This is a genomic window from Yoonia sp. BS5-3 (genome assembly GCF_038069655.2).
Classification (GTDB): domain Bacteria; phylum Pseudomonadota; class Alphaproteobacteria; order Rhodobacterales; family Rhodobacteraceae; genus Yoonia; species Yoonia phaeophyticola.
This window is the reverse complement of record NZ_CP150951.2, coordinates 2,525,293-2,550,622: the sequence shown is the minus strand read 5'-3', so window position 1 is coordinate 2,550,622 and position 25,330 is coordinate 2,525,293. Positions and strand designations below refer to the sequence as shown.

Below are 25,330 nucleotides of genomic sequence, written 5' to 3'. Positions count from 1 at the left end.
GCTGCTTTGACGCTGAGGTGAGCCAATGACCCCGCACAGCGATTATCGGCCTCATCGCTGCCGCAACTGGGAAGCTTAACTATCGCCCAGTGATGTCGTGAGGCCAACCGCGACCATCCCGCGCAAGATGCGGATCGCCTCGGGCGAGGTCAGCGCAACCATATGGTCCATATGCTGCCCGTCGCTGACATTTGTGAAATCGATAAAGGTGACACCCAGATCGGCCACATCCTCGGCGCTTTCGATGCTTCCGACCTTGGCGCGCCCGCCAGCCAGCAGGGATGAAATGCGCAACGCTTTGTCAGAGCGGCTGGTCAGGATCACAAAAGGTTGCGGCAAAGTCCCGATCGCATTGGCCTGCATTCGGAAGACATCCGGGTCGATATCCGGGGACAGGAAAGTCACGACGTCGATCCGCTGGAGCACGTCCTGATCGCCAGCGATGGCCAATTGGCGCATCGCCTCCATCGACAGCATCGCGCCCATGGAATGGGCCAGCAGGTTGATATCTTTGCCTGTGCGCCGCGCAATCTGCGTCAGCATCGCGGCCAGGCCATCACGGGCAAAAAGCACCGAGTCCCGATCATAGATATACGCCCCGCCCGTCCCTGCAGAGGGCCAGGAAAACATCGCCCGTGCCTGCGGCAAATCAAAATCGGTGGCGATCTGTGCATAGCGGTAAAGCGCCTCGGATGTGGTGTTGTTATAGCCATGGATAAACAGATAAACCGTGTCGCCCGGCGCCTCGGCGATCGCTTGATAGAACTGCGCCGCGCTGTCTGATGGATCGAATTTGACAACGGCAAAATCGTCCAGCGGATCAGGTCGATTGGTCGGCCATTCTATCTGCCCCGGTTCATGGCTGGGCGGAATGGAAACGGCGACCTCGGCGTAATGGGCATCAAAGCTGCGATTGCCATCGGCAAAGCGAAACTCACTATCAGGCAGCTGCTGTGTCACAACAAAAATGGGTTCCGTTTGGGCGTCTGGATGAGGCGCGGCAAAGTCAATGCGGTCGGGCAAAGATGTGCAAGATATCAAAACACAGGCGGAAATAAGAAAAGATATTCGCGTCATCGCCCTGCCCGCTTTTTGCCTTTGTATGATACGTCGTTGAACCGATATTCCGGCGCAAAAACTTAATCGAACAGATCAAAACGCATAACACTGCCGACCGAACGCACCCGCACCGCCTGTTCGCGGAAAAGGGCAACCGTTGCTTCTGGTAAGTTATCCGTGTCTGCGATCAAAACGCGCACATCATACTGCGCGGCGATGCTTCGCCGCTGCGCAAGCGATGTCTGCGGGTCAGCGATACGAGCCAAGGCGGCCTGCCTTTCCTGCAGATCATGAATTTCAGGTTCGGGCCATGGGATCGCGATGATCCTTTGCCCGGTTGCGACCGTCTCCCATGCGGTGCCGCTGATTGCGGCGACTGGTTCAAGGTCGGGAATGTCCGATGTCAACGCGCGCACGGCTGCGAAGACATGCGTCTCGGCAGCGCGCTGTCTTTGTTCGACCCCGATCGCCCAATAAAGGTAAAAGCAATGCAAGAACGCGACTGTCAGCGCCGCAATCCCAACCAAAAGGCCCTTTTGGCTGCGGTCCCGCTGTGGATCCTCGAAAATCTGCAGAATCAGGCCCGCCAGCCCGATATGCATCAGCAAAATCATCGGCATCAGAAACCGCCCTGCGATCGTCACACCAACAAGGCCCAACAAGAACAGCCCCGACAGAATGACAAAACCCATCGCCACGGCCCAATATTTTCGCTGGTAGAATGCAAGCAGCCCCAGGCCTGCGGGCAGGAAAGCCGCTGCCATATATTGGCTTGTGTAAAATCCAGTGCCCCCGACCCAGCTGGACCCTGCCCCGCCGATCATTTGCAAAACCGGGTTGTGATAGGGCCACAGCATGGACAGCAAAACGCCCGCAGCCATCGCCGCCAGCGTGATCACTCTGATCCGCAAGCTTGCCCCCGGCCAGCAAACTGCAAAGCATCCGGCCACGGTCAAACCAATCGCTGCCCCCAGTTGATGGGTGGTCAACATAAAGAGGCTGAGAAGAACAAGCCGCCAAGGCGAGACAGCCCCCTCAACGGTGCGGATCGTCCAAGCCCATAAGATAAAACTGAACCCAATCAAAAACGTCGCCGGGTAAGCGGCCGAATAAACCAGCGTATGGAACGAATGCAGCCCGGTGTGCTGCGGACGGATCAGCCAGGCGAAAATCAGCGTCAGCAGCAGCGCAACAGGCGCCCATGGCGCGCTATAAAACGCCCTAGAGAATAGGAATATCCCCGCGCCGAAAACAAACATCGACAGGATCGCAGCGGCGCGCAAGATGTCCCATTCCGTCAGGCCAAACAACTGCGCAACAGCTGCGCCCGCGACCCATAAGGGCTGGAAATGGCGGCTGCCTTCATCGCTGACCACAAAAGGGTTTGCCGGATTGGCAAGATCAGCAATCAATGCCCGGATCGCAGCGGCATGTTGCCAGATATCCGAAACGGGCGGCTCCAACTGCATGTTGAACGCGGCCAAAAGCGCGATAGGCCCAAGAACCAGCGTCGCGATGATGATATAACCCAATGTGGGCCGCGAAATAGATCGGAGCATGGCCATCAGTGCATTTCGTCCCGTCAGCGCCTACGCTGCGCAATTACGTGCGAAGATCAGTACCGATCACCCAACAAAGGCGCAAGGGCGCCGCAAGTGATCAATCAAGATCGGTCCAGGGCCAGGGTTTCACCTCGCTCGCGGCGGTCTGATACCGGGCAGCCTTGGCCATCCAGACGCCCATCGTGGTGCCAATTTCGGCCAGTTGCTCATTCGGTTGACGGTCATTGAACAGCATGATCAGAAACTGCGCCACGGTCAGCACACCCAAGATTGTGCTGGCCATGCTCATCAGAACGGCGATGATGACCATATGCACGAGGCGCAGCCAGATATTCTCAAAATCAGATGCGGGCTCATCCGCCGTTTCTACTGGTTCCTGATCTTGCGCCATCGTCTACTCCTGTCCCGGCGGGCCGCCGGCCTTGAACACCATATCCATCATCTGCTGTGTGCCTTGTGAAAATTCAAGCGGGCACGGATAATCCGCCCCAGTCTGCACCGCATTGCAAAAGTTTTCCACCTGCAGAACATAGTGATTAACGGCAGGCCATCTTTGGGTTGTCACCGTCGATCCATCCGTTTCCAGCACCAGCTGCGCGGCATCAAATACGTTGGCGTTAAATGGGCAGGTCAGTTCCAGAACGCCTTTTTCGCCGCGAAGGGTCAGGTTCTGATAGGGAGCCATGCGCGTTGAAACAGTGGCCCCGTAGGTGAAATCTTCAAACGTGGCGGCCACATGCGCAAAGACGTCAACGCCGTTTTCATATCGTATATCCGCATGCGAAATACGGCGCGGTTCCTGCCCGGTCACAAAGCGGGCCGCCCCAAATGTATAAACGCCAATGTCCAGCAGCCCGCCGCCACCTGCCTGAGGCTGGTTACGGATGTTCTGCAAATCATCGTTGAAATAGCTGAACGACGCATCCACATGGACAAGCTTTCCGATTGCCCCGCCTTGCAGCAGCTTGCGCGCCTCAATGAACTGCGGATGGTGCACAATCATAAAAGCCTCGGCAGCTAATTTACCTGTCCGGTCCCGGGCGGCGATGATCTGATCAAACGCATCGGCCTCTAGCGCCATCGGCTTTTCGCACAGCACATGCTTGCCGGCCTCCAGCGCCTTAAGCGTCCACGCGACATGCAGATGGTTGGGCAGCGGAATATAGACCGCGTGGATGGATGGATCGGCCAGCAGCGCCTCGTAACTGTCATGCACGATCAGCCCGGGCGCAAAAGCCTGAAAACCCGCCGCCTTCTCAGGGCTGGATGTGGCAAGCGCGGCCAGTTCAGCCCCCTTGGCGGCATGGATCGCAGGCCCCATATGTTTGCGGGCGAAGTTGGACGCCCCCAGAATACCCCATCGCAACGCTGTCATGATCATCCCCCTTGGGCCGGATGCTAGCGTTGACGTTCGCGAAGGGGAAGACCGCAGGCCGCGTTATCCCGGCAGCAGCTGCAAACAGGCCTGATATTTGGCGCGGTGCCCGGCATCACTGCTTTCCGCAATGCGCTGCTCTAGCATCGCTTTGGGGCTCCGGCCCCATCCGTCGGGTTGGTGCGGGTCTGCCCCATAAGCCAGAAGCAACGCAAACATATCCGGCCAACCGGCGGCCATGCCAAGCGCCGTCACCCCCGCCGTCACACCTGCCGCCTTGGTTGAAACCGTCGCATTTGGATCAGCGCCGACACGCAGCAGCGCCTTGCACACAGGTCTGTTCAACTCGGCCAATGCATAATGCAGCGGGGTCCAGTGCAGCTGGCCTGTGTGCAGTTCCAAATCTGCACCCAATGTCACGCAGCGCCGGATGACTTTTTCCAGGTCATCCACCTGATGTGGCTGATACGACCCAAAACCAAACCCGTGCAAAACACTGCCACCTGCGGCCAAACCAATGCACGGATCGGCCCCATGATCCAACAGCGCATGCATGATGGGAAATGACACAAGGATACCGCTGGTCGAAACGGCATAATAAAGAACGGTCGCGCCAAATTCGCCATAGGGCGTGTTCACTTCGGTTGTCTGAAGGCAAGCAAGCACCGCATCCAAATCACCCATATCGACCGCATCAAAAACCGGCGGGTGCGGTGCGGGCGCCCGGTTTGTCCCGGCGGCCTGACTGATTTTCCGGGACAAGGCTGCAAGCAGTTTTGTGTCGCCCGCGGCCTCGGCCGCCTGGGCCTGCGCCATCAAGGCGGCCATGTCCTGCAACCCCTGAATATGGCCTTCCATTTCAGCGGAAGATGGCGCCGCATCCTTCTGCGCTGTGTCCAATGTGGTCAGAACATGGGCCAGCAATTCTTGTGCCGCATCAGCGGGCAGATCTGGCAGCATCTTCAGGCTGTCGTCGTCAATTTGCACTTGCAGCTTTTTAGCCGTCTCGTCGGTCAAATCAGTGTCTCCTGTTAAGGGCCACTTATCCCGCGCAGTTTGGCTAAATCATGGCAAAGCCACAAAAAAACCCCGCCCAAACAGGGCGGAGTTCAATATTTCTAACAACGGTAACTTACGCGGGGGTAAGCATCCCCTTGTCACGGGCCATTTCCTGCATTTTCTTCTGCAGTTTTTCGAAGGCGCGGACCTCAATCTGGCGGATACGTTCGCGGCTGACATCGTATTGGCCGCTCAACTCTTCCAGCGTGACGGTTTCTTCTGACAAGCGGCGCTGCATCAGAATATCCTTCTCGCGATCATTCAAAACGCCCATGGCTTCGGCCAGCATCGCACGGCGGGCGTCAAGCTCATCACTGGCCTCATAATCGGCGGCCGTGTTCGCGCTTTCATCCTCAAGCCAGTCCTGCCATTGCATCGCGCCATCGCCATCAGAACCGACCTGCGCATTAAGCGACGCATCACCACCAGACAAACGGCGGTTCATTGAGATCACTTCATCCTCGGTCACACCCAGATCATTTGCGATCTGTTTGACGTTCTCAGGGCGCAGATCGCCATCTTCAAGCGCGCCAATCCGGTTCTTGGCTTTGCGCAGGTTAAAGAACAGCTTTTTCTGTGCTGATGTCGTGCCCAGTTTCACCAAGGACCAGGACCGCAGGATATATTCCTGGATCGAGGCACGGATCCACCACATGGCATAGGTCGCCAGACGGAAACCCTTTTCCGGGTCAAATCGTTTGACGGCCTGCATCAAGCCAACATTGGCCTCAGAAATCACCTCGGCCTGGGGCAGTCCATAGCCGCGGTAACCCATAGCGATTTTGGCCGCCAGGCGCAGGTGTGACGTCACCATTTTATGCGCCGCTTCGGTGTCTTCATGATCCACCCAGCGTTTGGCCAGCATATATTCTTCTTCAGGCTCCAGCATGGGGAATTTGCGGATTTCCTGCATGTAACGGTTCAGCCCACCCTCTGGGGTTGGTGCCGGAAGATTCTTGTAATTGCTCACTGTCATTGCCCTCCTATGTTTAAAGGCTTAACATCGATATGGGGGCGCGATAGCACCCTTTCAAGGGGTTGCTACGCGCTTTCCGTAAACAGTTTATGAACTATTCGGTTTAGTTGCGCGAGCCACATTTTCGTGCGCTCACGCACATGGGACTGAATATTTCAGCCCATTCTCTGCTTTTGCAAAGGGTACACGATCACATTTGCTGGATCGATTCTTCTGCAAAGATGCCATTGGCATAGGCTTTGGGCAGATCAATCGCCTTTGCCAGCTCGTGCAGATCGGCAATTTCGCTTGGGTCAATCACCCCATCAGCCTTGGCGACAGAAATCGCCGAACGCAGGATGATTTCCTTACCGGTGTCATTCAAACCCGGTGCAACCTCAGCCACATAGGCACTGATTGAGCGTTGATCATCGCGGGCGGCCTCGATCTCGGCCTCGATATCCGCCGGATCAATTTCGCGCTTTGCAATATTTGAGAAGGCTTTGACGATCTGGTCCACCTCGGACGGGTCAAGATCACCATCGGCGAGGGCCATTTTGAACATCACCCGTTTGGCAGCGACAGAAAAGGCCGCTTCAAACTTGCGCGCATCTTCTTGCGGGTCCATTTCCAGGACGCGTTCATTAAACGTGGACTTGCAGGTCGTGCATTCAACGAACTGGCCTAGCTCTTTGGTTTTGAATAGCGGTATCCAATACAACGTGAACCAACGCGCCACCGCAACCAGCCGATATCCCCGGCGGTCACGGCAATCGGGGCAATAGAACTCGCCCGCGCCAACCTCGCGTTGGCGACCACGCCATCCCCAAATAATAAAAAACATTCCTCTCTCCTCCCCGATTAATCAATCGTTCAAGGAGGCTACGAACCCCGCAGGGCCGAAACAAGGCTATTCATGTCATCAGGCATCGGAGCCGAAAATTCGAGCGCTTCTTTTGTCACAGGGTGCACAAAGCCCAAAGTGGCTGCATGCAGGGCCTGACGGCGAAACCCAGCAGCGGCGGCAACGCCATCTGCGCCAAAGGCTTTGGGCGACAATTTGCGTTTGCCGCCATAGACCGGATCACCGATCAGCGAATGACCGCAATGGGCCAAGTGAACCCGGATCTGATGGGTCCGCCCAGTCTCAAGCCAGCATTCTATCAGTGCCGCCCCCACCGGTTGGCCCAAAGCTGTGACAATACGCGAACGGGTCACCGCATGCCGCCCGGCGGTAAAGGACACTGTTTGCCTTTGGCGATCCGTCTTGTGGCGGCCCAGAAAGGTCTGCACCTTCAAAATATTGCCCGGCTCAAAAGACGTGCCCTTGATCCCGCGCAACCGCGGATCATTGGCATCCGGCGCGCCATAGCAAACCGCAAGATAGCGCCGCGCTACCGTATGGGCCGCGAATTGATCGGCCAGCCCATGATGCGCCTTGTCTGATTTCGCAGCGACCAGCAGCCCTGATGTGTCCTTGTCGATCCGGTGCACCACGCCCGGGCGTTTCTGCCCGCCCACACCGGACAGGCTGTCCCCACAATGATGGATCAGCGCATTCACAAGTGTCCCGCCCGGCGTGCCCGGCGCGGGATGCACCACCATGCCCGCAGGTTTGTTCAACACGATCAGATCATCATCCTCAAAGATCACATCCAGCGGGATATCTTCGGCGCCAATATGGCTTTGCTCAGCCGCAGCAACGGCAATGCTGACGCTGGCCCCCTCGCCCACTTTGAATTTCGGGTCGGTCACGATGGTCCCATCGATCTGGACCGCGCCCTCTGCAATCAGCTTGGCCAGGCGCGAACGGCTCAGCGCGGCATCTTCGGGCACGTCGCGTGCAAGCGCTTTGTCGAGACGTGGTGCCGGTTTTTCGGCAATTTGGAAGGTGATGGTGGTCATATTGGTCTCGCGCTCAATTTTCTGATGAGCGCGGCCACATTTGGAAAAGCCAAACGTTTCCCCGCGCGCCGCGAAATTTCGTTGAAATTTTGCGGGTGGTACCACCTCCTGGTCTCGAACCAGGGACCTCTTGATCCACAATCAAGCGCTCTAACCAACTGAGCTAAGGCGGCACTGCTGGGGGATTTAGCCCCAAGGCGCATTGATTGCAAGTCCCCCAAAGGGCAATCATTCACCTGTCTTTGCCAGAAAATAAAGCAACCCGTATCAAGCCCAGCAGCACCCTTGCCAATCCGGCCCTGCGCGCGGTAGGGAATCGCGCAACGCAGCAAGGGGGCCATCATGGGCATCAACACAGAAAGCGATATTGAGGCCAACATTCAGATCGGCCCAACGGATCAAGGCATGGTGCGGATCTTTGTTGAAGCCAATGGTGCTGAAATCCCAATGGATTTCGATCCCGAAGAGGCCGACGAAATCGCAGATGAGATCAAAGCCGCAGCCATCGCAGCCCGCGCAGTCAAAACCCGCTGACAAAGGCCGGATCACGGGCCGCCTGCGCCCGGATCGCCGCATGGCGCGCAAATTTCTGGATCATGACCTTGCGGCGCGCCGGTGCGAGCTTTGTCTCAGGGCTCATCCGGATGATTTCGGCGTCATAGGCATCGGCAATGATCAACCCGGTATCATCGGGCAGTAATTCGGTTGGAAAGTCGCTATCGACGGCCCAAAAGAACCGGTCGCACCATTCCAGATACCCCTGCCATTTATGGTCGGATTGAAAATCAGCGCGGCTTGATTTGCATTCGACAATCCAAACCTCGCCCTTCGGACCCAGCGCCATGACGTCAACGCGCAGGCCCGCGCTTGGGACCAATTCCTCAACGCTGACAAAATCATGGCTGCGCAAAGCCCGTCCGACCCCGCGCGCCAATAGCTGGCCGGGCATCAATTGCGGGGGGCAAGTTCGGTCGACATGGCCGAACCATGAACAATAGGTGAACAAAATGCAAGACATAGCGGGAATCACGCATTTACGAAGGCTTAATCAGTTTGACACGTATTTTAGAAAACTTGGCTGAACATAAACCGGCCTGTTCATCATCGGCCCACAATATTTTTACGTGTTATCAATGTGCAAGCCCTAGCGTCGTTAACGATTGTTCATCGAAATCGCGCAGTATTGTGACGCAAAGGGGGCAAATGACGCAGTGTTACTGGGTCGAAAACCACCGGATCGTCACGATTTAGGCAGGATTGCCGCCGATACTGCCTTTAGACGCCAAAAAGGAGCGACCAGTGCTTACGTTGTTTTCAGGGATCACATTTTACGAAATTTGCATGGCCCTGTTGATGGTCGGAATGACCGAACGTGTTCTGCTTGCCTACGCACCCATCGAAATGGTGGGCCCCGATGGCTGGCTGCTGAAAGCCGACGTTCAAGAATAACGGCAATCACCACTTGCCCAGCGGGCGTAAGCCCCCTACCTGTGATGGCGACGGGCTTCTGCGCTTCTTGTATACCATAGGCACAAATCCAGTGGCCTTAAGCAAATCCGAGGGAGCTGGCTCTGTTCTGACCCTGGTCTGATTACCTGGCGCCCACCTGTATATACAGGTCCTCGGGATTAGTTGCCTCTACGGTCGTCGTGGTTCCCGTCACCCCAGCATTGACCTGCATCCGCCCCGCTCTACTTGGCGAGATATGAAATTTTCTCTCGCTTTGATCACGACATGCCTGCTGGCCGCGCCCGCGCTTGCGGATGTTCAAATCCGCTTCATCGAAAGCGCGCCCAAAGATCGCTTTGTTTTGATAAACACCGGCTGTCCGCTACAGACCGTTGATGTCGCAATCGATCTGAGCCAATCGCAAGGTGGCCTGATTTTCGATGTGACAGCCGACGGGGCTGGTGTTGAAGTGTTTCAACCAGTTCAGGTTGAGGGCGGCGCTGTCACACTTGCGGCCGTCACGGATGGCGATCAGAGGCTGAACTTTCAGATCAATGGGTTTGCAACAAACGCCGAGGTCGTCATCTCAGCAGACTTGGATGATGTTTTGGCGAACAGCCCATTGGGGCAAATCCGTGTCGCAGATAATGAGCTGTCAGGCACCGCTGTTCAGATGACAATCGATGGGCAAAGCACCAGCAGCGTCTTCGCGCCCGATACAGATGTGGCAACTGTTCCAACAGGTTGCATCAGCTAGAACCGCGAAGGGGCACCGCCCAGCCTATAACGTCGTGAAATTGATTTGCGTGGATTGATGATCACGCCAGCAAACCAGCTGGGGCGTGTGGTTTGGTCTGCGCCGCGTTGGGCCGTAGACGAGATGTCCGCACGCGACAAACGCGCGGCCTTGCGGCTTAGACTATCTACATCAATCGGTCCAAACTCTTTTCTCAACATCACCAACTCCCAGCCAACAAACAGCACCATCACTCACCTCAGGGTAGCAAAAAGGCGCCGCGTGCTAAACTATGCGTTAAGTGTATATACATTAGTATAGGTTGATCCAGGCATCGCGACCCAATCGGTAATTGCCGATATTAGGAATCGTCGTCTTGCGGAGCCCTGCTAGAACGCGTCTGGCTGCGCTTCGCGGGCCATGTGGTCGAGCACGGCATTCACAAACTTGGGCTCTTTGCCATCGCTTGAAAACGCCTCGGCGATTTTGACGAACTCGCTGATCACGACTTTGGGCGGCGTATCCTTCAACGACAGCTCCGCACCCGCCGCACGAAACAGGGCCCGCCAGGTGGGGTCGATCCGCGCGATGGGCCATTTCGCAACCAATGCCCGGTCGGTCATTTGGTCGATAATTGCCTGATGATCCACAGCTTTTTCCATCAAAGCCCGGAACATGTCGATATCGCCTTCGAACATCTCACCTTCGTCATAGCTTGCGCCAAAGCGGTGATCTTCAAATTCGCGCGTAACGGCTTCGACGGTCAGCCCAGCCGCCTCCATCTGAAACAGCGCCTGCACCGCATAAAGCCGCGAGGCCGATTTCATTTTGCGTTTTTGATTGTTCGAAAGGGTCATATTGTGGTCTTGCTGTCCGTATCGCCCGCCATCAGAATCTCATGGGTGAATCCCACGCTTTTCTCGGCTTTGCCCCACTTACGAGCGAGCGCGATCAGGTGCAAGGCCGCAGCCGCAGCGCCGCCCCCTTTGTTCATCTCGGCCGGGTCCGCCCGTACTTCTGCCTGGGGACGATTTTCAACCGTCAGGATACCATTTCCGATACAAACCCCTTGCAATCCAAGCAGTTGGATCGCCCGGCTGCTGTCATTGCAGACCGTATCGTAATGCGTCGTCTCGCCCCGGATCACACAGCCCAGCGCAACGTAGCCATCAAAATTGCTCATCCGTTCGGCTATGCCAATCGCCGTTGGGATTTCCAATGCGCCGGGCACTTCGACAAGCTCCCAAGTGGCGCCCGCTTTTTCGATTTCCGCCTTGGCCCCGGCAATCTGATTGTCGCTGATATCCTTGTAATAAGGGGAGGCCACGATGAGTATTTTCACCGGCTTATCGAAAACCGGCAGCGGCATGATATAGTGCGACGGTCCGGCCATTATCCGATCTCCGATATTTTACGTGTGCCAATGATTTCAAGCCCATAGGCGTCAAGCCCCACGACTTTCGGCTTTGGTGAATTGGTCAGCAATTCAATTTCATGCACGCCAAGCGAGCTGAGAATTTGCGCCCCTAGCCCATATTGCCGCAATGTCTGCGGCGAGGCTTCCTCATCCGTTTCCAGCTTCATATGGACATCGCGCAGCAAGACCAGCGCGCCGCGCCCTTCAGCAGCAACCAGCTTCATCGCGTCACCAAATTCGTCACGCCGCCCCGTCGGGCCAACCCCGACCACATCCAGCATCGGATCCATCGCATGCATCCGGACCAGCACAGGTTCGGGCGTTGAAATGTCGCCTTTTATCAATGCGATATGCTCGGCCCCTTGGGTTTCATCGGTGTAAATCCGCAGCTCCCATTCGCCGCCAAATTCCGATTGAATCACCCGGCTGTCCCGCATCCGCACCAGATTGTCATGGCGGCGGCGATAGGCGATCAGATCGCTGATCGTGCCGATCTTCAAGCCATGCATTTGGGCAAAGGCGATCAGGTCAGGAAGCCGGGCCATTTCGCCGTCTTCTTTCATGATCTCACAGATCACACCAGCCGGGTTCAGCCCGGCTAAGCGGCTGATATCAGTTGCAGCTTCCGTATGACCGGCCCGCACCAAAACGCCCCCATCCCGGGCGCGCAAGGGAAAAACATGGCCGGGTGTCGCGATATCCGCGGCCCCTTTTGATGCATCAATGGCCGTTGCGACGGTCAGCGCGCGATCAGCCGCAGAGATACCAGTGCTGACCCCTTCGCGGGCTTCGATGCTGACCGTAAAGGCTGTTTCATGCCGGGAAGAGTTGTGCGAGGCCATCAATGGCAGGCCCAGCGCATCGATCCGTTCGCCAGGAAGTGTCAAGCAAATCAAGCCTCTACCATATTTGGCCATAAAGTTGATTGCATCAGGCGTCGCCATTTGCGCGGGGATCACCAGATCGCCTTCGTTCTCGCGATCTTCATGATCGACCAAGATGAACATGCGGCCATTGCGGGCGTCTTCGATGATGTCTTCGATATTGCTGATTGCGTCGGACCAGTCGCGTTCCACGGGGCCCGGCGTTTCGAATGTCTGGTTCATCTGGACCCTCGATCTGATGCTCAACGCCAGATAGCCCAGCGCTGTGCCTTTGAAAAGGGTGATGGGCACAGAGCGCGGCAAGGACGTGGCGTGAAATGCATACGAATCAAAAGGTTAACCTGGCGAAAACCGTCAAATTTTCCAGTATGTTTGGCGTATGGCACGTGTACATAAGCTGTACATATGTTTTGCAGGCCAGTGCGCCCTTATCGCACCGGACCCTAAACTGGGTTTAAGCGCCGAAAAAATCGCCCGCGCTAAGATAGCCCGCCATGCGGGCCGCTTCGGCCCATTCACGTTCAAACGCGGTATCGCCGATCATCACAAACCGATCCGCCGGTTTGCCTTGCGCCCGGATCACATCTTGCATCTGATCGCGCATTGCAGCCCAGCTTTGCGCAAAACCGGGCGCCGCAAAAGCCTGGTCGATCCCGGGCAAGCGGCCCAGATGCGTGGGCCTTACTGGCGCATGGGCCAGCCCCGTCCGCATTGTCTGCACCAGCTGGCCCAGTTTGGCTTCGCGATCCGCAGGCATCTCCTGTCCATCGCGCAGCACCTGCAGCGCATTGCTTGAAAACAAAAAGCCCACCAGATCATGCCCGTTGCTGGCCCGGATCCCGGCATAGGTTCTATAGGGTAATCCCAGCTCTTTCGCGCGGCGCACCCGCAGGCGCACCACCTCAAGCGGGAGGGTCGGCATCAGTTCCCGGCGGGCTTTGGTCCAGACATGTTTGCGCCAGCTTTTGCCCGGTTCATCCACCCGGCCTGAATTATGTCCGATACCCGCCATAACCTACCCTTTTGAAATCAGCGTCTAAGGGCAGCATTTCCCCAGAGGCACAGATTGTCAAACAGCGTCCGGGCTTAATCATATTCCCGCAGCCGCGCCACGTAGCGGGCCATCGTGTCAATCTCAAGATTGATCTTATCGCCAATGCCCGCATCCCCCCAGGTCGTTGCCTGTTTGGTATGGGGGATAAAGTTGATCCCGAAATCGACGCCATCCACCTCATTCACGGTCAGCGATGTCCCGTTCAGCGCGACCGAACCCTTGGGCGCAATGAACCGCGCCAGCGCTTGCGGCGCGCGGAAGGTCACGCGCGTGCTATCGCCATCATCGCGCATCCCGACAATTTCGGCCACGCCGTCGACATGGCCTGACACGATGTGCCCGCCCAGCTCATCCCCGACTTTCAGTGCCCGCTCTAGATTAAGCTGCGTGCCCATCGACCAGCCGCCCACATTCGTGGCGCCAACGGTTTCTGCCGAGATTTCCACATCAAACCAGTTTTGCGGCTCCCGTCCCAGCGCAATCACCGTCAGACAGACCCCGTTGCAGGCGATCGACGCCCCCAGATCGATCCCGTCCACATCATAGCCCGTTCCGATCCGCGCCCGCAGGTCGCCCCGTTGTTCAAGCTGCATGACTTTGCCGATATCGGTGATGATCCCGGTGAACATAGGCCCGTTTCCCCTGTTTGCGATGCTGGTTATCAAGCAGGTAGCGGCTAGGGGGACAACTGGCAAGCGGCTCCCCTTGTCAGCGCTGGTTATTCCCGCCAACATGCGTCGTTAACCAAAACCAAAACCCTTCCCGCTAGGCCTGCCCTGATGAAAGACCAACGCCGTTTCCTGTTTCTGCAAGGCCCGCATGGCCCGTTCTTTCGGCTTTTGGCCCGCAAGCTGCGCGCAACCGGGGCCGAGGTGTGGCGTGTTGGTTTTAACGCAGGTGATGCCGCCATGTGGTGGCGCGAGGATGGGTATATCCCCTTTCAAGGTGCCCCCACCGCATGGCCGGAAACCCTGGCCAGCCTTTTGCGCGAGCGGCATATCACCGATATCGTGATCTATGGCGACACCCGCCCCATCCATGCCGAGGCCGTGCGTCAGGCGAAAGCCGCCGGTCTGCGTATCCATGTCTTTGAAGAAGGGTATCTGCGCCCCTACTGGGTCACATATGAACGTGGCGGCAGCAATGGCCATTCGCGCCTGATGGATCTGTCCGTCGCGGATATGCAGGCCCAGCTGGCCCTGAATGCCGCAGATGTCCCCACCCCGCCAGCCCATTGGGGCGATATGCGCCAGCATATTTTCTGGGGCGCCGCCTATCATTGGTTTGTCATGTTCCACAACGGGCGGTATCCGCTGTTCAAACCGCATCGCGCCTTATCGGTCCGCCGCGAAGCGCGTCTTTATTCCAAACGCCTGTTCCTGATGCCCTTTCTGGCGATGCAACGCGCCATCGCGACCCGCCGCATTCAGGCGGGCGGATATCCCTATCATCTGGCCTTGCTGCAACTGGAACATGATGCCAGCTTTCAGGCCCATTCACCCTTTGCCGATATGACGGCATTTTTGCAGGTCGTCATTGATGGCTTTGCCAAAGGCGCCGCTGCCCATCATCACCTTGTTTTCAAAGCGCATCCGCTGGAAAGCGGGCAGTCCCCCTTGCGCCGTACCATCCGTGATCTGGCCCGGGCCAAAGGGATCAGCGCGCGCGTCCATTATGTGCGTGGCGGCAAACTGGCCCGTCTTCTTGATCAGGCCCGCAGCGCTGTCACCGTCAATTCCACAGCCGGCCAACAGGTTCTTTGGCGCGGCATCCCATTGAAGGTGTTTGGCGCGGCCGTTTATGACAAGCCTGAATTTGTCTCAGACCAGTCCCTGCCTGCCTTTCTGGCCAATCCGCACCCGCCCCAAAGCGCCGATTACCGCGATTATCGCCGCTTTTTGCTGCAAACCAGCCAGATCGCCGGGGGGTTTTATGCGGCCAAGGGCCGCCGCCAATTGATGCGCCAATTGCCCGATCTGATGCTTGCTGCGACAGATCCCTACGGTGCCCATGCCGAAACACCCGCCCGGCCAGCGTTGCAAGTTGTCCCCGGTCGCGACACCCAGAATGGCTGATCCGAACGTCGCTGGCCATTGCGGGATGTCTGGCGTAGCGTGCCCCAAATGACCGATACACCCAGACAAAACCTTTACGTCTATAATGGCGGTTTTCTGACCGAAACCCGGGTGCGCCGTATCCTGGACCTGGCCGGTTTTGACATTCGTCTGGGCGCCCCCGGCCCTGGCGACAAGGTTGGCGTTTGGGGCCACAGCCCCACATCCCCGCGCGGCGAAGCTGTCGCCGCCCGGACGGACACCCCTGTGATCCGGGTCGAAGACAGCTTTTTGCGCTCGGTCGGGCTGGGCCGCGATGGTGACGTGCCCCTGGGCCTGAATATCGATCATAGCGGCGTGCATTTTGATCCAAGCACCCCGTCAGATCTGGAACGTATCCTGCGCGAAGACCCTTTGGACGACACCGCCCTGCTGGATCGTGCCAAGGCGGGGATTGCGGCGCTTAGGTCCGCGCATCTGTCCAAATATAACGCATTTGACCTGCGCCTGCCTGTCCCGGAGCCGGGCTATGTGCTGGTTATTGATCAGACCCGTAAGGATGCGTCGATCAAGGCCTCGGGCGCGGATAGCAACAGCTTTCGCGAGATGCTGTTTTTTGCCCAGACCGAACATCCCGGCGCAAGGATTGTCATCAAAACCCATCCCGAAACCGCCGCCGGCCATCGCGACGGCTATTTCGGCCCCAAGAATGCAGGGGGTAAGATCAGCCTTTGTACCGATCCGGTATCGCCCTGGGCCCTGCTTGAAGGGGCGATTGCCGTTTATACCGTCAGCTCGCAATTGGGGTTTGAGGCCATACTGGCCGGGCATAAGCCGGTTGTCTTCGGCCAACCGTTTTATATGGGCTGGGGGCTAACTGATGATCGCACGCCGCTGCAACGCCGTCAGCGCAACCTGACCCGGGCCCAGCTGTTTGCTGGCGCCATGATCCTTTATCCCAAATGGTATGATCCGTTCCATGACCGGCTTTGCAGCTTTGAGGAAGCGGTCGCGACACTGACTGCGCTGGCCCGCGCCTGGCGCGATGATTATCGCGGTTGGGTCGCGGCGGATATGCGCCTGTGGAAACGCAAGCCCCTGCAGCAGGTCTTTGGCGGCATCAAACCGGTGCGGTTTGCAAAGGCCGGCCGCGCTGCTGCCAAGGCCGAAAAGCGGAATGCCCGCCTGATGCAATGGGCCAGCCATGCGGCGGGCGGTGATGCGGTTTTGGTTGAGGATGGTTTTTTGCGCTCACGCGGGTTGGGCGCTGATCTGATTGCCCCGCTGAGCCTGGTTTTGGATGATGTCGGGATCTATTACGATGCGACCCGCCCCAGCAGGCTGGAGGCGCTGATCAACAGCTCGGGTACGCTCAGCGATAGCGCCCGCGCAAGGGCCAATGCGCTGACCCAGCGGATCATTGATGCAAGGCTGACGAAATATAATCTGCGCAATGTCGAAGGGTTGGCAGCGCTGCCAGCGGGCCGCCGCATTCTGGTCCCCGGTCAGGTTGAGGATGACGCCTCAATCCGTTTGGGCACAACCGATATTTCAAACAACGCTGCCCTGTTGCGCGCCGTGCGCGACGCCAATCCGGCTGCCATCATTGCCTACAAACCCCATCCGGATGTTGAGGCTGGCTTACGCCCCGGCGCTGTGCCCGATGCCGACAAACTGGCGGATATTGTGCTCGCCCGGACCGACCCGATTGCGGCGCTTGATCATGTGGATGAGGTTTGGACGATGACCTCGCTGATCGGGTTTGAGGCCTTGTTACGCGGCAAACGGGTGACCTGTTTTGGCGCGCCCTTTTATGCCCATTGGGGGCTGACCGATGACCGCAGCATCCCGATCCCCCGGCGCGAGGCGCGGGTTGATCTGGCCGCGTTGGTCCATGCGACCCTGATCGCTTATCCACGCTATTATGATCCGCTGACCGGCCTTGCCTGCCCAGTCGAGGTGATTGTAGATCGTCTGGAAAATGACGATATCCCTGCCCCCGGCCGAATGAACCGCAGCATTGCAAAACTGCAAGGGGCGCTGGCGGGTTTTGCGCCACTTTGGCGCAAAACCCGCGGGTAGAAGGAATTTCTAGAAATTCCTTCGCCACCGGTGGCAAATATCAGGACCAACAGAGTGCACGCTGTCTAGGACAAAACGGGGGGCCGCATCGAGCCTTGCAACGCCCAGCGCTGCCAATGCAGGCGTACCTTCTGCGCCGATAACCATTCCCGCAGAAAACACAACAAGCTCATCCACCAAATCGGCATGGAGCAATGAGGCAGCCATCATCCCGCCCCCTTCACAAAAGACGCGCGTAATCCCGCGTGCTGTCAAATTGGCCAGAACATCGCGCAAATCAACCTGAGGCCCGTCAAGCGCACACGGCACACTGACAGCGCCCTGCCCTGTCAATCCTGCCACATCCGCATCCGGTCCGTGGCACAGCCAGAGCGGCACCTGATCAGCCGTCTGCGCCAATTTCGCCGTTTGCGCCATTTTCATATTGCGGGACACAACGACTCGCACCGGCTGCTTGGTGATCCCCAGCCCCCGCACCGTCAGTGACGGATCATCCGCCCGTGCTGTCCCAGCGCCCACCATCACCGCATCATGGCTGGCCCGCATCATATGCACGCAGCGCCGTGCGGCAGGGCCTGTGATCCACTGGCTTTCGCCCGAGGCCGTTGCAATGCGCCCATCCAAAGTGCCCGCCAATTTCAAGGTCACAAAGGGGCGGGCTTCGGCCTGGGTCATCAAAAAGCCCGCCTGATCCCGGCGCGCCTGATCTTCCAGCACGCCGCAATCGACGGTGATGCCCGCCGCGCGTAGCATCGCCAACCCGCGTCCCGACACGCGTGGATGCGGATCGCCCATAGCCACGACAACCCGCGCCACCCCCGCATTTGACAGCGCATCCGCGCAAGGCGGGGTTTTACCATGATGTGCGCAAGGCTCTAGCGTGACATAGACTGTCGCCCCTTTCGCAGCCGCCCCAGCTTGGGCCAGAGCGATGGTTTCGGCATGCGGCCGCCCGCCATCAGCCGTACGCGCCCGCCCGACAATCACACCATCTTTGACGATCACACAGCCGACCGAAGGGTTCGGCCAGACCCGTCCCAAACCACGCCGCCCCAGTGACAGGGCAAGCGCCATGAAACGGGCGTCTTGGAGATTGCTCACTCGTCCAGGGGGGTGTCAGGCCGCAGCTCACTGACGAATTTATCAAAATCATCAGCCGCCTGGAAATTCTTGTAAACACTCGCAAACCGGACATAGGCGACCGTATCGATCCGGGCGAGGCTTTCCATCACGATCTCACCAATTGTTCCAGATGGGATATCCGTCTCGCCCATGCTTTCCAGCCGCCGCACGATCCCGCTGATCATCTGGTCCATACGGTCCGGCTCAACAGGGCGTTTTTGCAAGGCAATCCGGATCGAACGTTCCAGTTTCGGCCGATCGAAATCCTCGCGCCGCCCGTTGGTCTTGATCACAACAAGATCCCGCAACTGCACCCGTTCATAGGTCGTAAACCGGCCCCCGCAGGCCGGGCAGAACCGCCTGCGCCGGATCGCCACATGATCCTCGGCAGGCCGGCTATCTTTTACTTGGGTGTCCACATTTCCGCAAAAGGGGCAACGCATGTCTTGTCCTTGTTCTACCTGTGCGGGGGTCTATGCCTTGTGACCGGCGCCCCATTTTTCACAGGCAGTATAGGCAGCCCCCCCGGTCTTGGGTAGTGGGCAATTCCAGCCGCTAGATGATGGGGGCAAACCGTTGCCAAAGGGACTCGGTTCTGGCCCCTCAACCTGCACCAGATGAAGCCATGAGCGCAGGCGCATCAAACCCGTCTGGATAGAGCGGCTGCAGCCGTTTCTTCAGCGGGTCCAGATGCTGTTCGTATCGCCGCCACCGCTGCATCGATGAGGTATAAAGCGGCTCGCGCACCTGCCCTGCAGAAAGGGTGCGGCTTTGATTTTGACTGGTCTGATAGTCCAGACAAGCCGGATCCCAATCAAGCCCCAGGAAATCAACAACTCGGCGCGCCTGCCCTTCCAGATCGCCAACCACCTCTTCGTAATCCACGGTCAGGATTGGATTTGGCAGGACCTGCTGCCAATGCGCCATCAACTTGTCATAGTGAACATAGGCATGTCCCAAAGCGTCCAGATCCTGAGTGTATTTATGCCAGGCCGACAGGTTTTGCATATAGCATGATACACATGTATCCATCGGATCGCGCCGCATATGGATAATCCGCGCCTGAGGAAGCAACCGCGCGAAAAAGCCCAGCAGCTCAAAATTATGAAGCGACTTGTCCAATACCCGCAGAGCATCGCCTTGCCCGGTTTCGCTGAGATACCGCGCAGCCAGCTTGTGTGCCGCAGGTTCCGGGATTTGCTTGATCGCCTGCACTAGGTCACGGCCATTATGTTTGCGGGCTTTGGTATCCTGGACGATCACATTCAGGCTGGGATTTTCGCCCGCACTTGCAATCTGCGCATGGCTGGCCAGGATTTGCTCAAGCAATGTCGATCCGCTGCGCGGCATCCCCACGATCAGCACAGGGGTTTGTGTCAAATCACCGCCGCCCGTGTAGTCAGCCGCGCTGATCTCAGTTCTGATTGTGTTGACGAAATGACTGTAATGCGCCGCATCATATTTCATCGGCAAAACAGCTTTAGCCCGCGCGAATAGTTGAAAGGCCGCATCGTAATCGCCAAAATCATTATGCGCCTTGGCCAGTCGTTTAAGCACATTTGACAGATGTACACCGCCGATTTTTTCGCTTCGCGGCAGGATGTGATCGCGCAAATGCAAGAATATCGGATCATCCGGTTTCACCCGCGATGCGTGAATATATAGCCCGATAACATTCATATCGTCAGGCTCGGACGCAAGCAGGGTCCGGCAGAGGTTTTGCGCTTGGTCCAATTCACCCGTTGCAACCAGCGCCCGCCCTGTCTGCAATAAGGACGGCCGATGATCGGGCCGCAGATCGCGCGCATGCGCAAGGTAGCCCAAGGCACGTTGGTAGTCGCGTTGCTCCATCGCGACCACGGCAGCAATAAACAAGACATCCGGGTCATCGGGTGCCAGGTCAAGCGCCTGATCCGCATGGCGTCGCGCCTGTGGCAGCCGCGCGCAATTGCAAAGGGTTTCGGCCGCCATGGCATGGGCCTCGGCCGATTTCGGACGCAGCGCAAGCAATGTCCCTAGTGCAGGCAATGCGCGTCGAAACCGCGCGCTATAGCGGTTGTGGAAATGGATCACCGCCCGCAATGTCGCGATGTTCTTGGGCTTGGCCGCCAGCAGCTTGTCGTAAAGTTGCCCCGCCGCTGGTATGTTGCCAGACCGCGCAAGCGCCAACGCCTGATCAAGCCCCATATTGCCCTTTTTGCTCGCAGGTTTCGCTGTTTTTTTCATGGATGCCTTAGCCAAGATGGGCCACCACATGCCGCAGATGCGGCCTGTCGCGATGTTCGAAGACATAGATGCCCTGCCAAGTGCCCAAAGCCAAGCGCCCATCGGTAACGGGAATGCAGAGATGCGTTGGCAGTAGCGCGGCTTTAATATGCGCGGGCATATCGTCGGGCCCTTCGTAGACATGAGTCAGGTAGGACATGGACGGGTCGGTCGTCGGCGGCACCAGACGGGCAAAGTAGTTTTGCAGATCCGTCTGCACGTCAGGATCGGCGTTTTCCTGGATGACCAAGCTGGCGGATGTGTGCTGAATGAAAAGCGTCAAAAGCCCCGATCCACGCGCCCATGGGCGCAGTTGATCGGTGATTTCGTAAAGGCCGGGCCCGTTTGTTTGGACATCAAAAATCTGCTGCATGCGCCAAGTGTGACTGGCGGCACGGGCAAGCGCAAGCGGGTGTGTCAGCCTTCGTTACAGGCCAATGCTGTGCTTTCTGCAGCGTCGCCGCCGCGCCAATCGCCTGGCAGCCCCAATACGCTGGCCAATTCCGGCGTGACTTTGATCTGGCAGGTCCCATCAAGTGCGGCCTCTTGCGGCAATTCAAAGCTCAGCTGCACAATGTTACGCAGTGCGTCTGCTTCGGGGTCAGTGCCATAGGCTTGGGCAGCGGGGGCGATGCTGAGCATCAACAAAGCTGCGCTGGCGGTCTTCGAAAATCGGGTCATCTGCTTTCTCCTTTCACCGCCTGATATGGCGCGACGGACCGACAAATCAATGCGGTGAAACCAGCTATCACTGTTTTGTAAAGACTGATGAGTTTGCGTGATCGGTTATTTCAACCGGCGCGGTTCCGGCACAAACCCGCCCCAATTTCAGCGCCATTTCCCCTTGGGGCCCTTACAAATAACGCGGTCAAAAGGCTTGGGGTAAATTAACCTTGCTGTCATTTTGCCCTGATAGCTCCTTTATAGAGACAAATTTTATCGGTATTCATTACAAAGTTAGTTGGAGAGTTATCGATGTTAAGTGTTGTAAAGAGTGCCATTCTTGTTTTGGCTGTAACCGCCACGGGCGGATTGACGAGTGTTCCGTCTTTTGACGCACCGGGGCAGGATTTTTCCGCACAATCCTTTGCGGTATCCTGCCAGCGGACCTTATCGCAGAATGATTTTGACTTTGCCGCCGGCATCAGCATTGCCGAGGGCTGCGGCTGTTTTGCCAACGCATTGGGTGAAAAAGAAAATATGGATTTCCGGGCCACCAGCGTGTTGCTGCGCGAAATCATTGCAACCGAGGCAAATCAAGAACCGGACTGGTCCTCGATCGCGACCAAAGCAGGTGTGGATCAGCTGACTTTGGGCCAGCTGCTGCAATCGACACAATCCGCAATCGGTATCTGCCTTTAACCGGCTCTGAACAGGGCATCGCCCTGTTCGTCGATCACCTGTTTGGCCTTGCGGATTGATGCCTCTTGCCCTGTTTCCATGTCATCAAGCATGTCTGCCCGGATCAGCGTGTGGATTTTCAGCTCTCCGCCGATTTCTTTCTCGATCCGGGCCCCGATCCGAAATTTCCCGTCCTGCGGTGTCGGCTCGGCAAAAATCAGGAAACCTTTGTAGTCTTCGGGTTCCGGCGCAGCAGCCCCTTTCCCGCCCCCAAACAGTTTTGCAAGAAGTGACATGTTTTCCCTCTTTTTGCTTCTACGCCCATTCATGGGTAGCGGGGATGGCGCAGGGTTTTCAAGACCGAAGACTACAACCTTACCCGTTCTCAACGAAAAATCGGCCCGCCATACTCGGGCCAGATTTGATCTTCTTAATGGCGTCCTGAGGAGGAGCATAAATGCGTAACTTTTTGAAGAAAATCATCGGTATCGCGCTTGTACTGGGGGGCATCCAATTGGTCGGGATGTGGTATTTTGGCAAAGTGCATGCCGAACTTGCCGAAGAATATGCCTTGTCCGAAGACGGACTGGAATACGCGATCAGTTGTGAGAACAGATTGAATTGGCATGACCAGGAATTCACGTCAGGCCGCGACACGCTGGATGGCTGCGGCTGTATTGCCCGCAATGTGCAGGCTGAATATCCCGATGACATGGTCGCGGGGCAGACCGTTGTGCGGGACATGATCAATTGGCTATCAGAGGATGAGCCAACCGAACCTGATTGGGCCGCCCTGGCAAGTGAGGCAGGTATCGACGAGGCGCTTTATGAAGGCCTGCTTTTTGCCGGGCTAAGCGGCTTGCAGGCCTGCAATGTGTCGGAAAGCGCATGAATTTGCTTGATCGCCTTGGGCGAACGGCCCAAGGCGATCAGCATCATTTACTGATCAAGGAAGCTGCGCAGCTTGCGTGACCGGCTTGGGTGCTTGAGCTTGCGCAGCGCTTTGGCTTCGATCTGGCGAATCCGTTCGCGCGTCACGCTGAACTGCTGCCCCACTTCTTCCAAAGTATGGTCGGTGTTCATCCCGATCCCAAAGCGCATCCGCAGCACGCGTTCTTCGCGTGGGGTCAGACTGGCCAGAACGCGCGTTGTCGTCTCTTTCAGATTTTCCTGAATAGCCGAATCCAGCGGCAGGATCGCGTTCTTGTCTTCGATGAAATCGCCGAGTTGGCTGTCTTCTTCGTCGCCAATTGGCGTTTCCAGTGAAATCGGTTCCTTGGCGATCTTCATCACCTTGCGGACCTTTTCCAAAGGCATTTGCAGTTTTTCTGCGAGTTCCTCTGGCGTGGGTTCGCGGCCGATTTCATGCAGCATCTGGCGACCGGTCCGGACCAGTTTGTTGATCGTCTCAATCATATGGACCGGGATACGGATCGTGCGGGCCTGATCAGCAATCGACCGGGTGATCGCCTGACGGATCCACCATGTCGCATAGGTGCTGAACTTGTAGCCGCGGCGATATTCGAACTTATCGACGGCCTTCATCAGGCCGATATTCCCTTCCTGGATCAAATCTAGGAATTGCAGGCCACGGTTCGTGTATTTCTTGGCAATCGAGATCACAAGACGCAGGTTCGCTTCGACCATTTCTTTCTTGGCCTGACGTGCCTCTTTTTCACCCTTCTGGACCTGCTGGACGATGCGGCGGAATTCGGTGATATCCACCCCGACATATTGGCCAACCTGGGCCATGTCGCCGCGCAGTTCCTCGATCTTGGCAGTTGAGCGTTCGATCAGCATCTGCCAACCGCGCCCGGACTTTTCGGACATTTCCTCAAGCCAATTGGGATCAAGCTCGCGCCCGCGATAGGCATCGATAAATTCGCGGCGGTTGATGCGGGCCTGGTCGGCCAGTTTGACCATCGCGCTATCGATGGACATGATCCGGCGGTTGATCCCGTAAAGCTGGTCAATCAGCGCTTCGATCCGGTTGTTGTGTAAATGGAGCGAGTTCACCAATTCCACGATTTCAGAGCGCAGCTGCTGGTATTTCTTCTCTTCCTTGTCCGAGAATGAGGAATCCTCATTCAAGGTCGCAGACATCCGGGCGTCTTGCATATCAGAGAGGGTCGCAAAGTCGCGGGCGATGATTTCAAGCGTTTCCAGCACACGCGGCTTCAGCGTGGCCTCCATCGCGGCCAGCGACATGTTGGCCTGATCCTCATCATCGTCGTCGTCATCTTTGGCAATCGGGTTACCATCGGCGTCCAGCTCTTGCGCCTTTTCGACCTTTTCGGCAGGCGCATCGGCAGTCGGCACAACGACAGCAGCCGCTTCGCCATCCTCGCCCATTTGGTCGCCGAACGTGGTTTCAAGGTCGATCACATCGCGTAGCAGGATGTCTTCGTTCAGAAGTTCATCGCGCCAGATCGTGATCGCCTGGAAGGTCAGCGGGCTTTCACAAAGCCCCAGGATCATCGTGTTGCGACCGGCCTCAATCCGTTTGGCAATCGCGATTTCGCCTTCACGGCTCAGCAGTTCGACACTGCCCATTTCGCGCAGATACATGCGAACCGGGTCATCGGTGCGGTCAAGCTTTTCAGCCTCGGCCCCGCCCAGCGTCACCTCGCGCGAGCCAGCGACGGTCGCCACCTCGGTGCCGCCCTGGGGTTCTTCTGTTTCTTCGCTTTCTTCTTCTTCGGTGACCTGGATGCCCATTTCGGACAGCATCGACATCACATCTTCAATCTGATCAGACGACACCTGATCAGGCGGCAGCACGGCGTTCAGTTGATCGTAGGTGATATAGCCACGCTCGCGCGCGTCGGCGATCATCTTTTTGACCGCGGTTTGGCTCATATCCAGGCTGATGTCGCCATCCTGGTCGCCATCCTTACGATCGTCACCATCTTTTGCCATGCGCGGCCCCTCATAAAAGCAAAGAATATAGCACCGAAATGATTCGGCTGATTCGGTTAAAATCGAATCAACCTCGCATCGAGGTGATTCGC

28 protein-coding genes and 1 tRNA gene are annotated in these 25,330 nt (G+C 57.3%); 7 read left to right on the top strand and 22 right to left on the bottom strand.

Features of this window, described 5'->3' with window-relative positions:
• Nucleotides 1-75 precede the first annotated feature (75 nt).
• From AABB29_RS12880 to AABB29_RS12840, 9 genes are all read right to left on the bottom strand, one after another.
• On the bottom strand, nt 76-960 hold the full coding sequence (locus AABB29_RS12880; RefSeq protein ID WP_341366530.1) for an alpha/beta hydrolase: 885 nt from the start codon (nt 958-960) through the stop codon (nt 76-78).
• Nucleotides 961-1,139: 179 nt separating this feature from the next.
• Nucleotides 1,140-2,618 (bottom strand): hypothetical protein, encoded by a 1,479-nt coding sequence (locus AABB29_RS12875; protein ID WP_341366531.1) that lies wholly within the window; start codon nt 2,616-2,618, stop codon nt 1,140-1,142.
• A gap of 100 nt (nt 2,619-2,718) precedes the next feature.
• Nucleotides 2,719-3,012 carry a DUF4389 domain-containing protein gene (locus tag AABB29_RS12870; RefSeq protein ID WP_341366532.1) on the bottom strand — a complete coding sequence of 98 codons (294 nt, stop codon included), beginning with the start codon at nt 3,010-3,012 and terminating at the stop codon, nt 2,719-2,721.
• Between the two features lie 3 nt (nt 3,013-3,015).
• Complete coding sequence (locus AABB29_RS12865) at nt 3,016-3,996, bottom strand: Gfo/Idh/MocA family oxidoreductase (RefSeq protein WP_341366533.1); 981 nt, start codon at nt 3,994-3,996, stop codon at nt 3,016-3,018.
• 63 nt (nt 3,997-4,059) lie between these two features.
• Entirely contained in the window at nt 4,060-5,013 is a 954-nt protein-coding gene (locus AABB29_RS12860) for a hypothetical protein (protein WP_341366534.1), read from the bottom strand.
• Between the two features lie 115 nt (nt 5,014-5,128).
• On the bottom strand, nt 5,129-6,025 hold the full coding sequence (rpoH, locus tag AABB29_RS12855) for an RNA polymerase sigma factor RpoH (RefSeq protein ID WP_373636557.1): 897 nt from the start codon (nt 6,023-6,025) through the stop codon (nt 5,129-5,131).
• A gap of 196 nt (nt 6,026-6,221) precedes the next feature.
• Complete coding sequence (locus AABB29_RS12850; RefSeq protein WP_341366536.1) at nt 6,222-6,854, bottom strand: TerB family tellurite resistance protein; 633 nt, start codon at nt 6,852-6,854, stop codon at nt 6,222-6,224.
• A 38-nt stretch (nt 6,855-6,892) separates the two neighbouring features.
• Nucleotides 6,893-7,915, bottom strand: coding sequence for an RluA family pseudouridine synthase (locus AABB29_RS12845; protein ID WP_341366537.1), 1,023 nt, complete (start codon nt 7,913-7,915; stop codon nt 6,893-6,895).
• A gap of 96 nt (nt 7,916-8,011) precedes the next feature.
• Nucleotides 8,012-8,088, bottom strand: a tRNA-His gene (locus AABB29_RS12840).
• A gap of 169 nt (nt 8,089-8,257) precedes the next feature.
• Here AABB29_RS12840 and AABB29_RS12835 point away from each other — a divergent pair.
• The gene (locus AABB29_RS12835) at nt 8,258-8,449 is read left to right on the top strand and encodes a DUF6324 family protein (protein WP_341366538.1); all 192 of its coding nucleotides are present in this window, start codon (nt 8,258-8,260) and stop codon (nt 8,447-8,449) included.
• On the opposite strand, the gene AABB29_RS12830 is transcribed toward AABB29_RS12835, so the two are convergent.
• Nucleotides 8,436-8,864: an MmcB family DNA repair protein gene (locus tag AABB29_RS12830; protein ID WP_341369091.1), complete on the bottom strand. Its 429-nt coding sequence runs from the start codon at nt 8,862-8,864 to the stop codon at nt 8,436-8,438. The two genes, AABB29_RS12835 and AABB29_RS12830, sit on opposite strands and share 14 nt — an antisense overlap.
• Nucleotides 8,865-9,214: 350 nt before the next feature.
• On the opposite strand from AABB29_RS12830, the gene AABB29_RS12825 reads away from it, so the two are divergent.
• Both AABB29_RS12825 and AABB29_RS12820 read left to right on the top strand, forming a co-directional pair.
• On the top strand, nt 9,215-9,364 hold the full coding sequence (locus tag AABB29_RS12825) for a hypothetical protein (RefSeq protein WP_341366539.1): 150 nt from the start codon (nt 9,215-9,217) through the stop codon (nt 9,362-9,364).
• Between the two features lie 256 nt (nt 9,365-9,620).
• Nucleotides 9,621-10,121, top strand: a complete 501-nt coding sequence (locus tag AABB29_RS12820; protein ID WP_341366540.1) for an aggregation factor core — start codon at nt 9,621-9,623, stop codon at nt 10,119-10,121.
• Between the two features lie 368 nt (nt 10,122-10,489).
• Here the strand turns inward: AABB29_RS12820 and nusB are convergent, their stop codons facing one another.
• From nusB to AABB29_RS12795, 5 genes are all read right to left on the bottom strand, one after another.
• Complete coding sequence (gene nusB, locus AABB29_RS12815; protein ID WP_341366541.1) at nt 10,490-10,957, bottom strand: transcription antitermination factor NusB; 468 nt, start codon at nt 10,955-10,957, stop codon at nt 10,490-10,492.
• A complete protein-coding gene (locus tag AABB29_RS12810) occupies nt 10,954-11,493 on the bottom strand; it encodes a 6,7-dimethyl-8-ribityllumazine synthase (protein WP_341366542.1) in 540 nt (179 codons plus the stop codon). The genes nusB and AABB29_RS12810 overlap by 4 nt, the downstream gene beginning before the upstream one ends.
• Entirely contained in the window at nt 11,493-12,623 is a 1,131-nt protein-coding gene (gene ribB, locus AABB29_RS12805) for a 3,4-dihydroxy-2-butanone-4-phosphate synthase (RefSeq protein ID WP_341366543.1), read from the bottom strand. The genes AABB29_RS12810 and ribB overlap by 1 nt, the downstream gene beginning before the upstream one ends.
• A gap of 232 nt (nt 12,624-12,855) precedes the next feature.
• Nucleotides 12,856-13,413, bottom strand: a complete 558-nt coding sequence (locus AABB29_RS12800; protein ID WP_341366544.1) for a hypothetical protein — start codon at nt 13,411-13,413, stop codon at nt 12,856-12,858.
• Nucleotides 13,414-13,487: 74 nt separating this feature from the next.
• Nucleotides 13,488-14,084 (bottom strand): riboflavin synthase, encoded by a 597-nt coding sequence (locus AABB29_RS12795; RefSeq protein ID WP_341366545.1) that lies wholly within the window; start codon nt 14,082-14,084, stop codon nt 13,488-13,490.
• 150 nt (nt 14,085-14,234) lie between these two features.
• Between AABB29_RS12795 and AABB29_RS12790 the strand changes: the two genes are divergently transcribed.
• Both AABB29_RS12790 and AABB29_RS12785 read left to right on the top strand, forming a co-directional pair.
• A complete protein-coding gene (locus AABB29_RS12790) occupies nt 14,235-15,530 on the top strand; it encodes a capsular biosynthesis protein (protein WP_341366546.1) in 1,296 nt (431 codons plus the stop codon).
• 48 nt (nt 15,531-15,578) lie between these two features.
• Nucleotides 15,579-17,591, top strand: coding sequence for a capsular polysaccharide biosynthesis protein (locus AABB29_RS12785; protein ID WP_341366547.1), 2,013 nt, complete (start codon nt 15,579-15,581; stop codon nt 17,589-17,591).
• Nucleotides 17,592-17,600: 9 nt separating this feature from the next.
• Here the strand turns inward: AABB29_RS12785 and ribD are convergent, their stop codons facing one another.
• The 5 genes from ribD to AABB29_RS12760 form a co-directional block, all read right to left on the bottom strand.
• Nucleotides 17,601-18,692 (bottom strand): bifunctional diaminohydroxyphosphoribosylaminopyrimidine deaminase/5-amino-6-(5-phosphoribosylamino)uracil reductase RibD, encoded by a 1,092-nt coding sequence (gene ribD, locus AABB29_RS12780; RefSeq protein ID WP_373636556.1) that lies wholly within the window; start codon nt 18,690-18,692, stop codon nt 17,601-17,603.
• On the bottom strand, nt 18,689-19,156 hold the full coding sequence (gene nrdR / locus AABB29_RS12775) for a transcriptional regulator NrdR (protein ID WP_373636555.1): 468 nt from the start codon (nt 19,154-19,156) through the stop codon (nt 18,689-18,691). Before nrdR ends, ribD begins: the two co-directional genes overlap by 4 nt.
• A 160-nt stretch (nt 19,157-19,316) precedes the next feature.
• Nucleotides 19,317-20,939, bottom strand: a complete 1,623-nt coding sequence (locus AABB29_RS12770; RefSeq protein ID WP_341366549.1) for a sulfotransferase — start codon at nt 20,937-20,939, stop codon at nt 19,317-19,319.
• A 7-nt stretch (nt 20,940-20,946) separates the two neighbouring features.
• Nucleotides 20,947-21,351 carry a secondary thiamine-phosphate synthase enzyme YjbQ gene (locus AABB29_RS12765; protein ID WP_341366550.1) on the bottom strand — a complete coding sequence of 135 codons (405 nt, stop codon included), beginning with the start codon at nt 21,349-21,351 and terminating at the stop codon, nt 20,947-20,949.
• A gap of 44 nt (nt 21,352-21,395) precedes the next feature.
• Complete coding sequence (locus AABB29_RS12760) at nt 21,396-21,659, bottom strand: hypothetical protein (RefSeq protein WP_341366551.1); 264 nt, start codon at nt 21,657-21,659, stop codon at nt 21,396-21,398.
• Between the two features lie 294 nt (nt 21,660-21,953).
• Here AABB29_RS12760 and AABB29_RS12755 point away from each other — a divergent pair, with 294 nt between their 5' ends.
• Nucleotides 21,954-22,340 carry a hypothetical protein gene (locus AABB29_RS12755; RefSeq protein WP_341366552.1) on the top strand — a complete coding sequence of 129 codons (387 nt, stop codon included), beginning with the start codon at nt 21,954-21,956 and terminating at the stop codon, nt 22,338-22,340.
• Here AABB29_RS12755 and AABB29_RS12750 read toward each other — a convergent pair.
• Nucleotides 22,337-22,615, bottom strand: a complete 279-nt coding sequence (locus AABB29_RS12750) for an HlyU family transcriptional regulator (RefSeq protein ID WP_341366553.1) — start codon at nt 22,613-22,615, stop codon at nt 22,337-22,339. The genes AABB29_RS12755 and AABB29_RS12750 overlap by 4 nt on opposite strands.
• Before the next feature lie 161 nt (nt 22,616-22,776).
• Between AABB29_RS12750 and AABB29_RS12745 the strand changes: the two genes are divergently transcribed.
• A complete protein-coding gene (locus AABB29_RS12745) occupies nt 22,777-23,211 on the top strand; it encodes a hypothetical protein (RefSeq protein ID WP_341366554.1) in 435 nt (144 codons plus the stop codon).
• A 47-nt stretch (nt 23,212-23,258) separates the two neighbouring features.
• On the opposite strand, the gene rpoD is transcribed toward AABB29_RS12745, so the two are convergent.
• Nucleotides 23,259-25,238: an RNA polymerase sigma factor RpoD gene (gene rpoD / locus AABB29_RS12740; protein ID WP_341366555.1), complete on the bottom strand. Its 1,980-nt coding sequence runs from the start codon at nt 25,236-25,238 to the stop codon at nt 23,259-23,261.
• Nucleotides 25,239-25,330 lie beyond the last annotated feature (92 nt).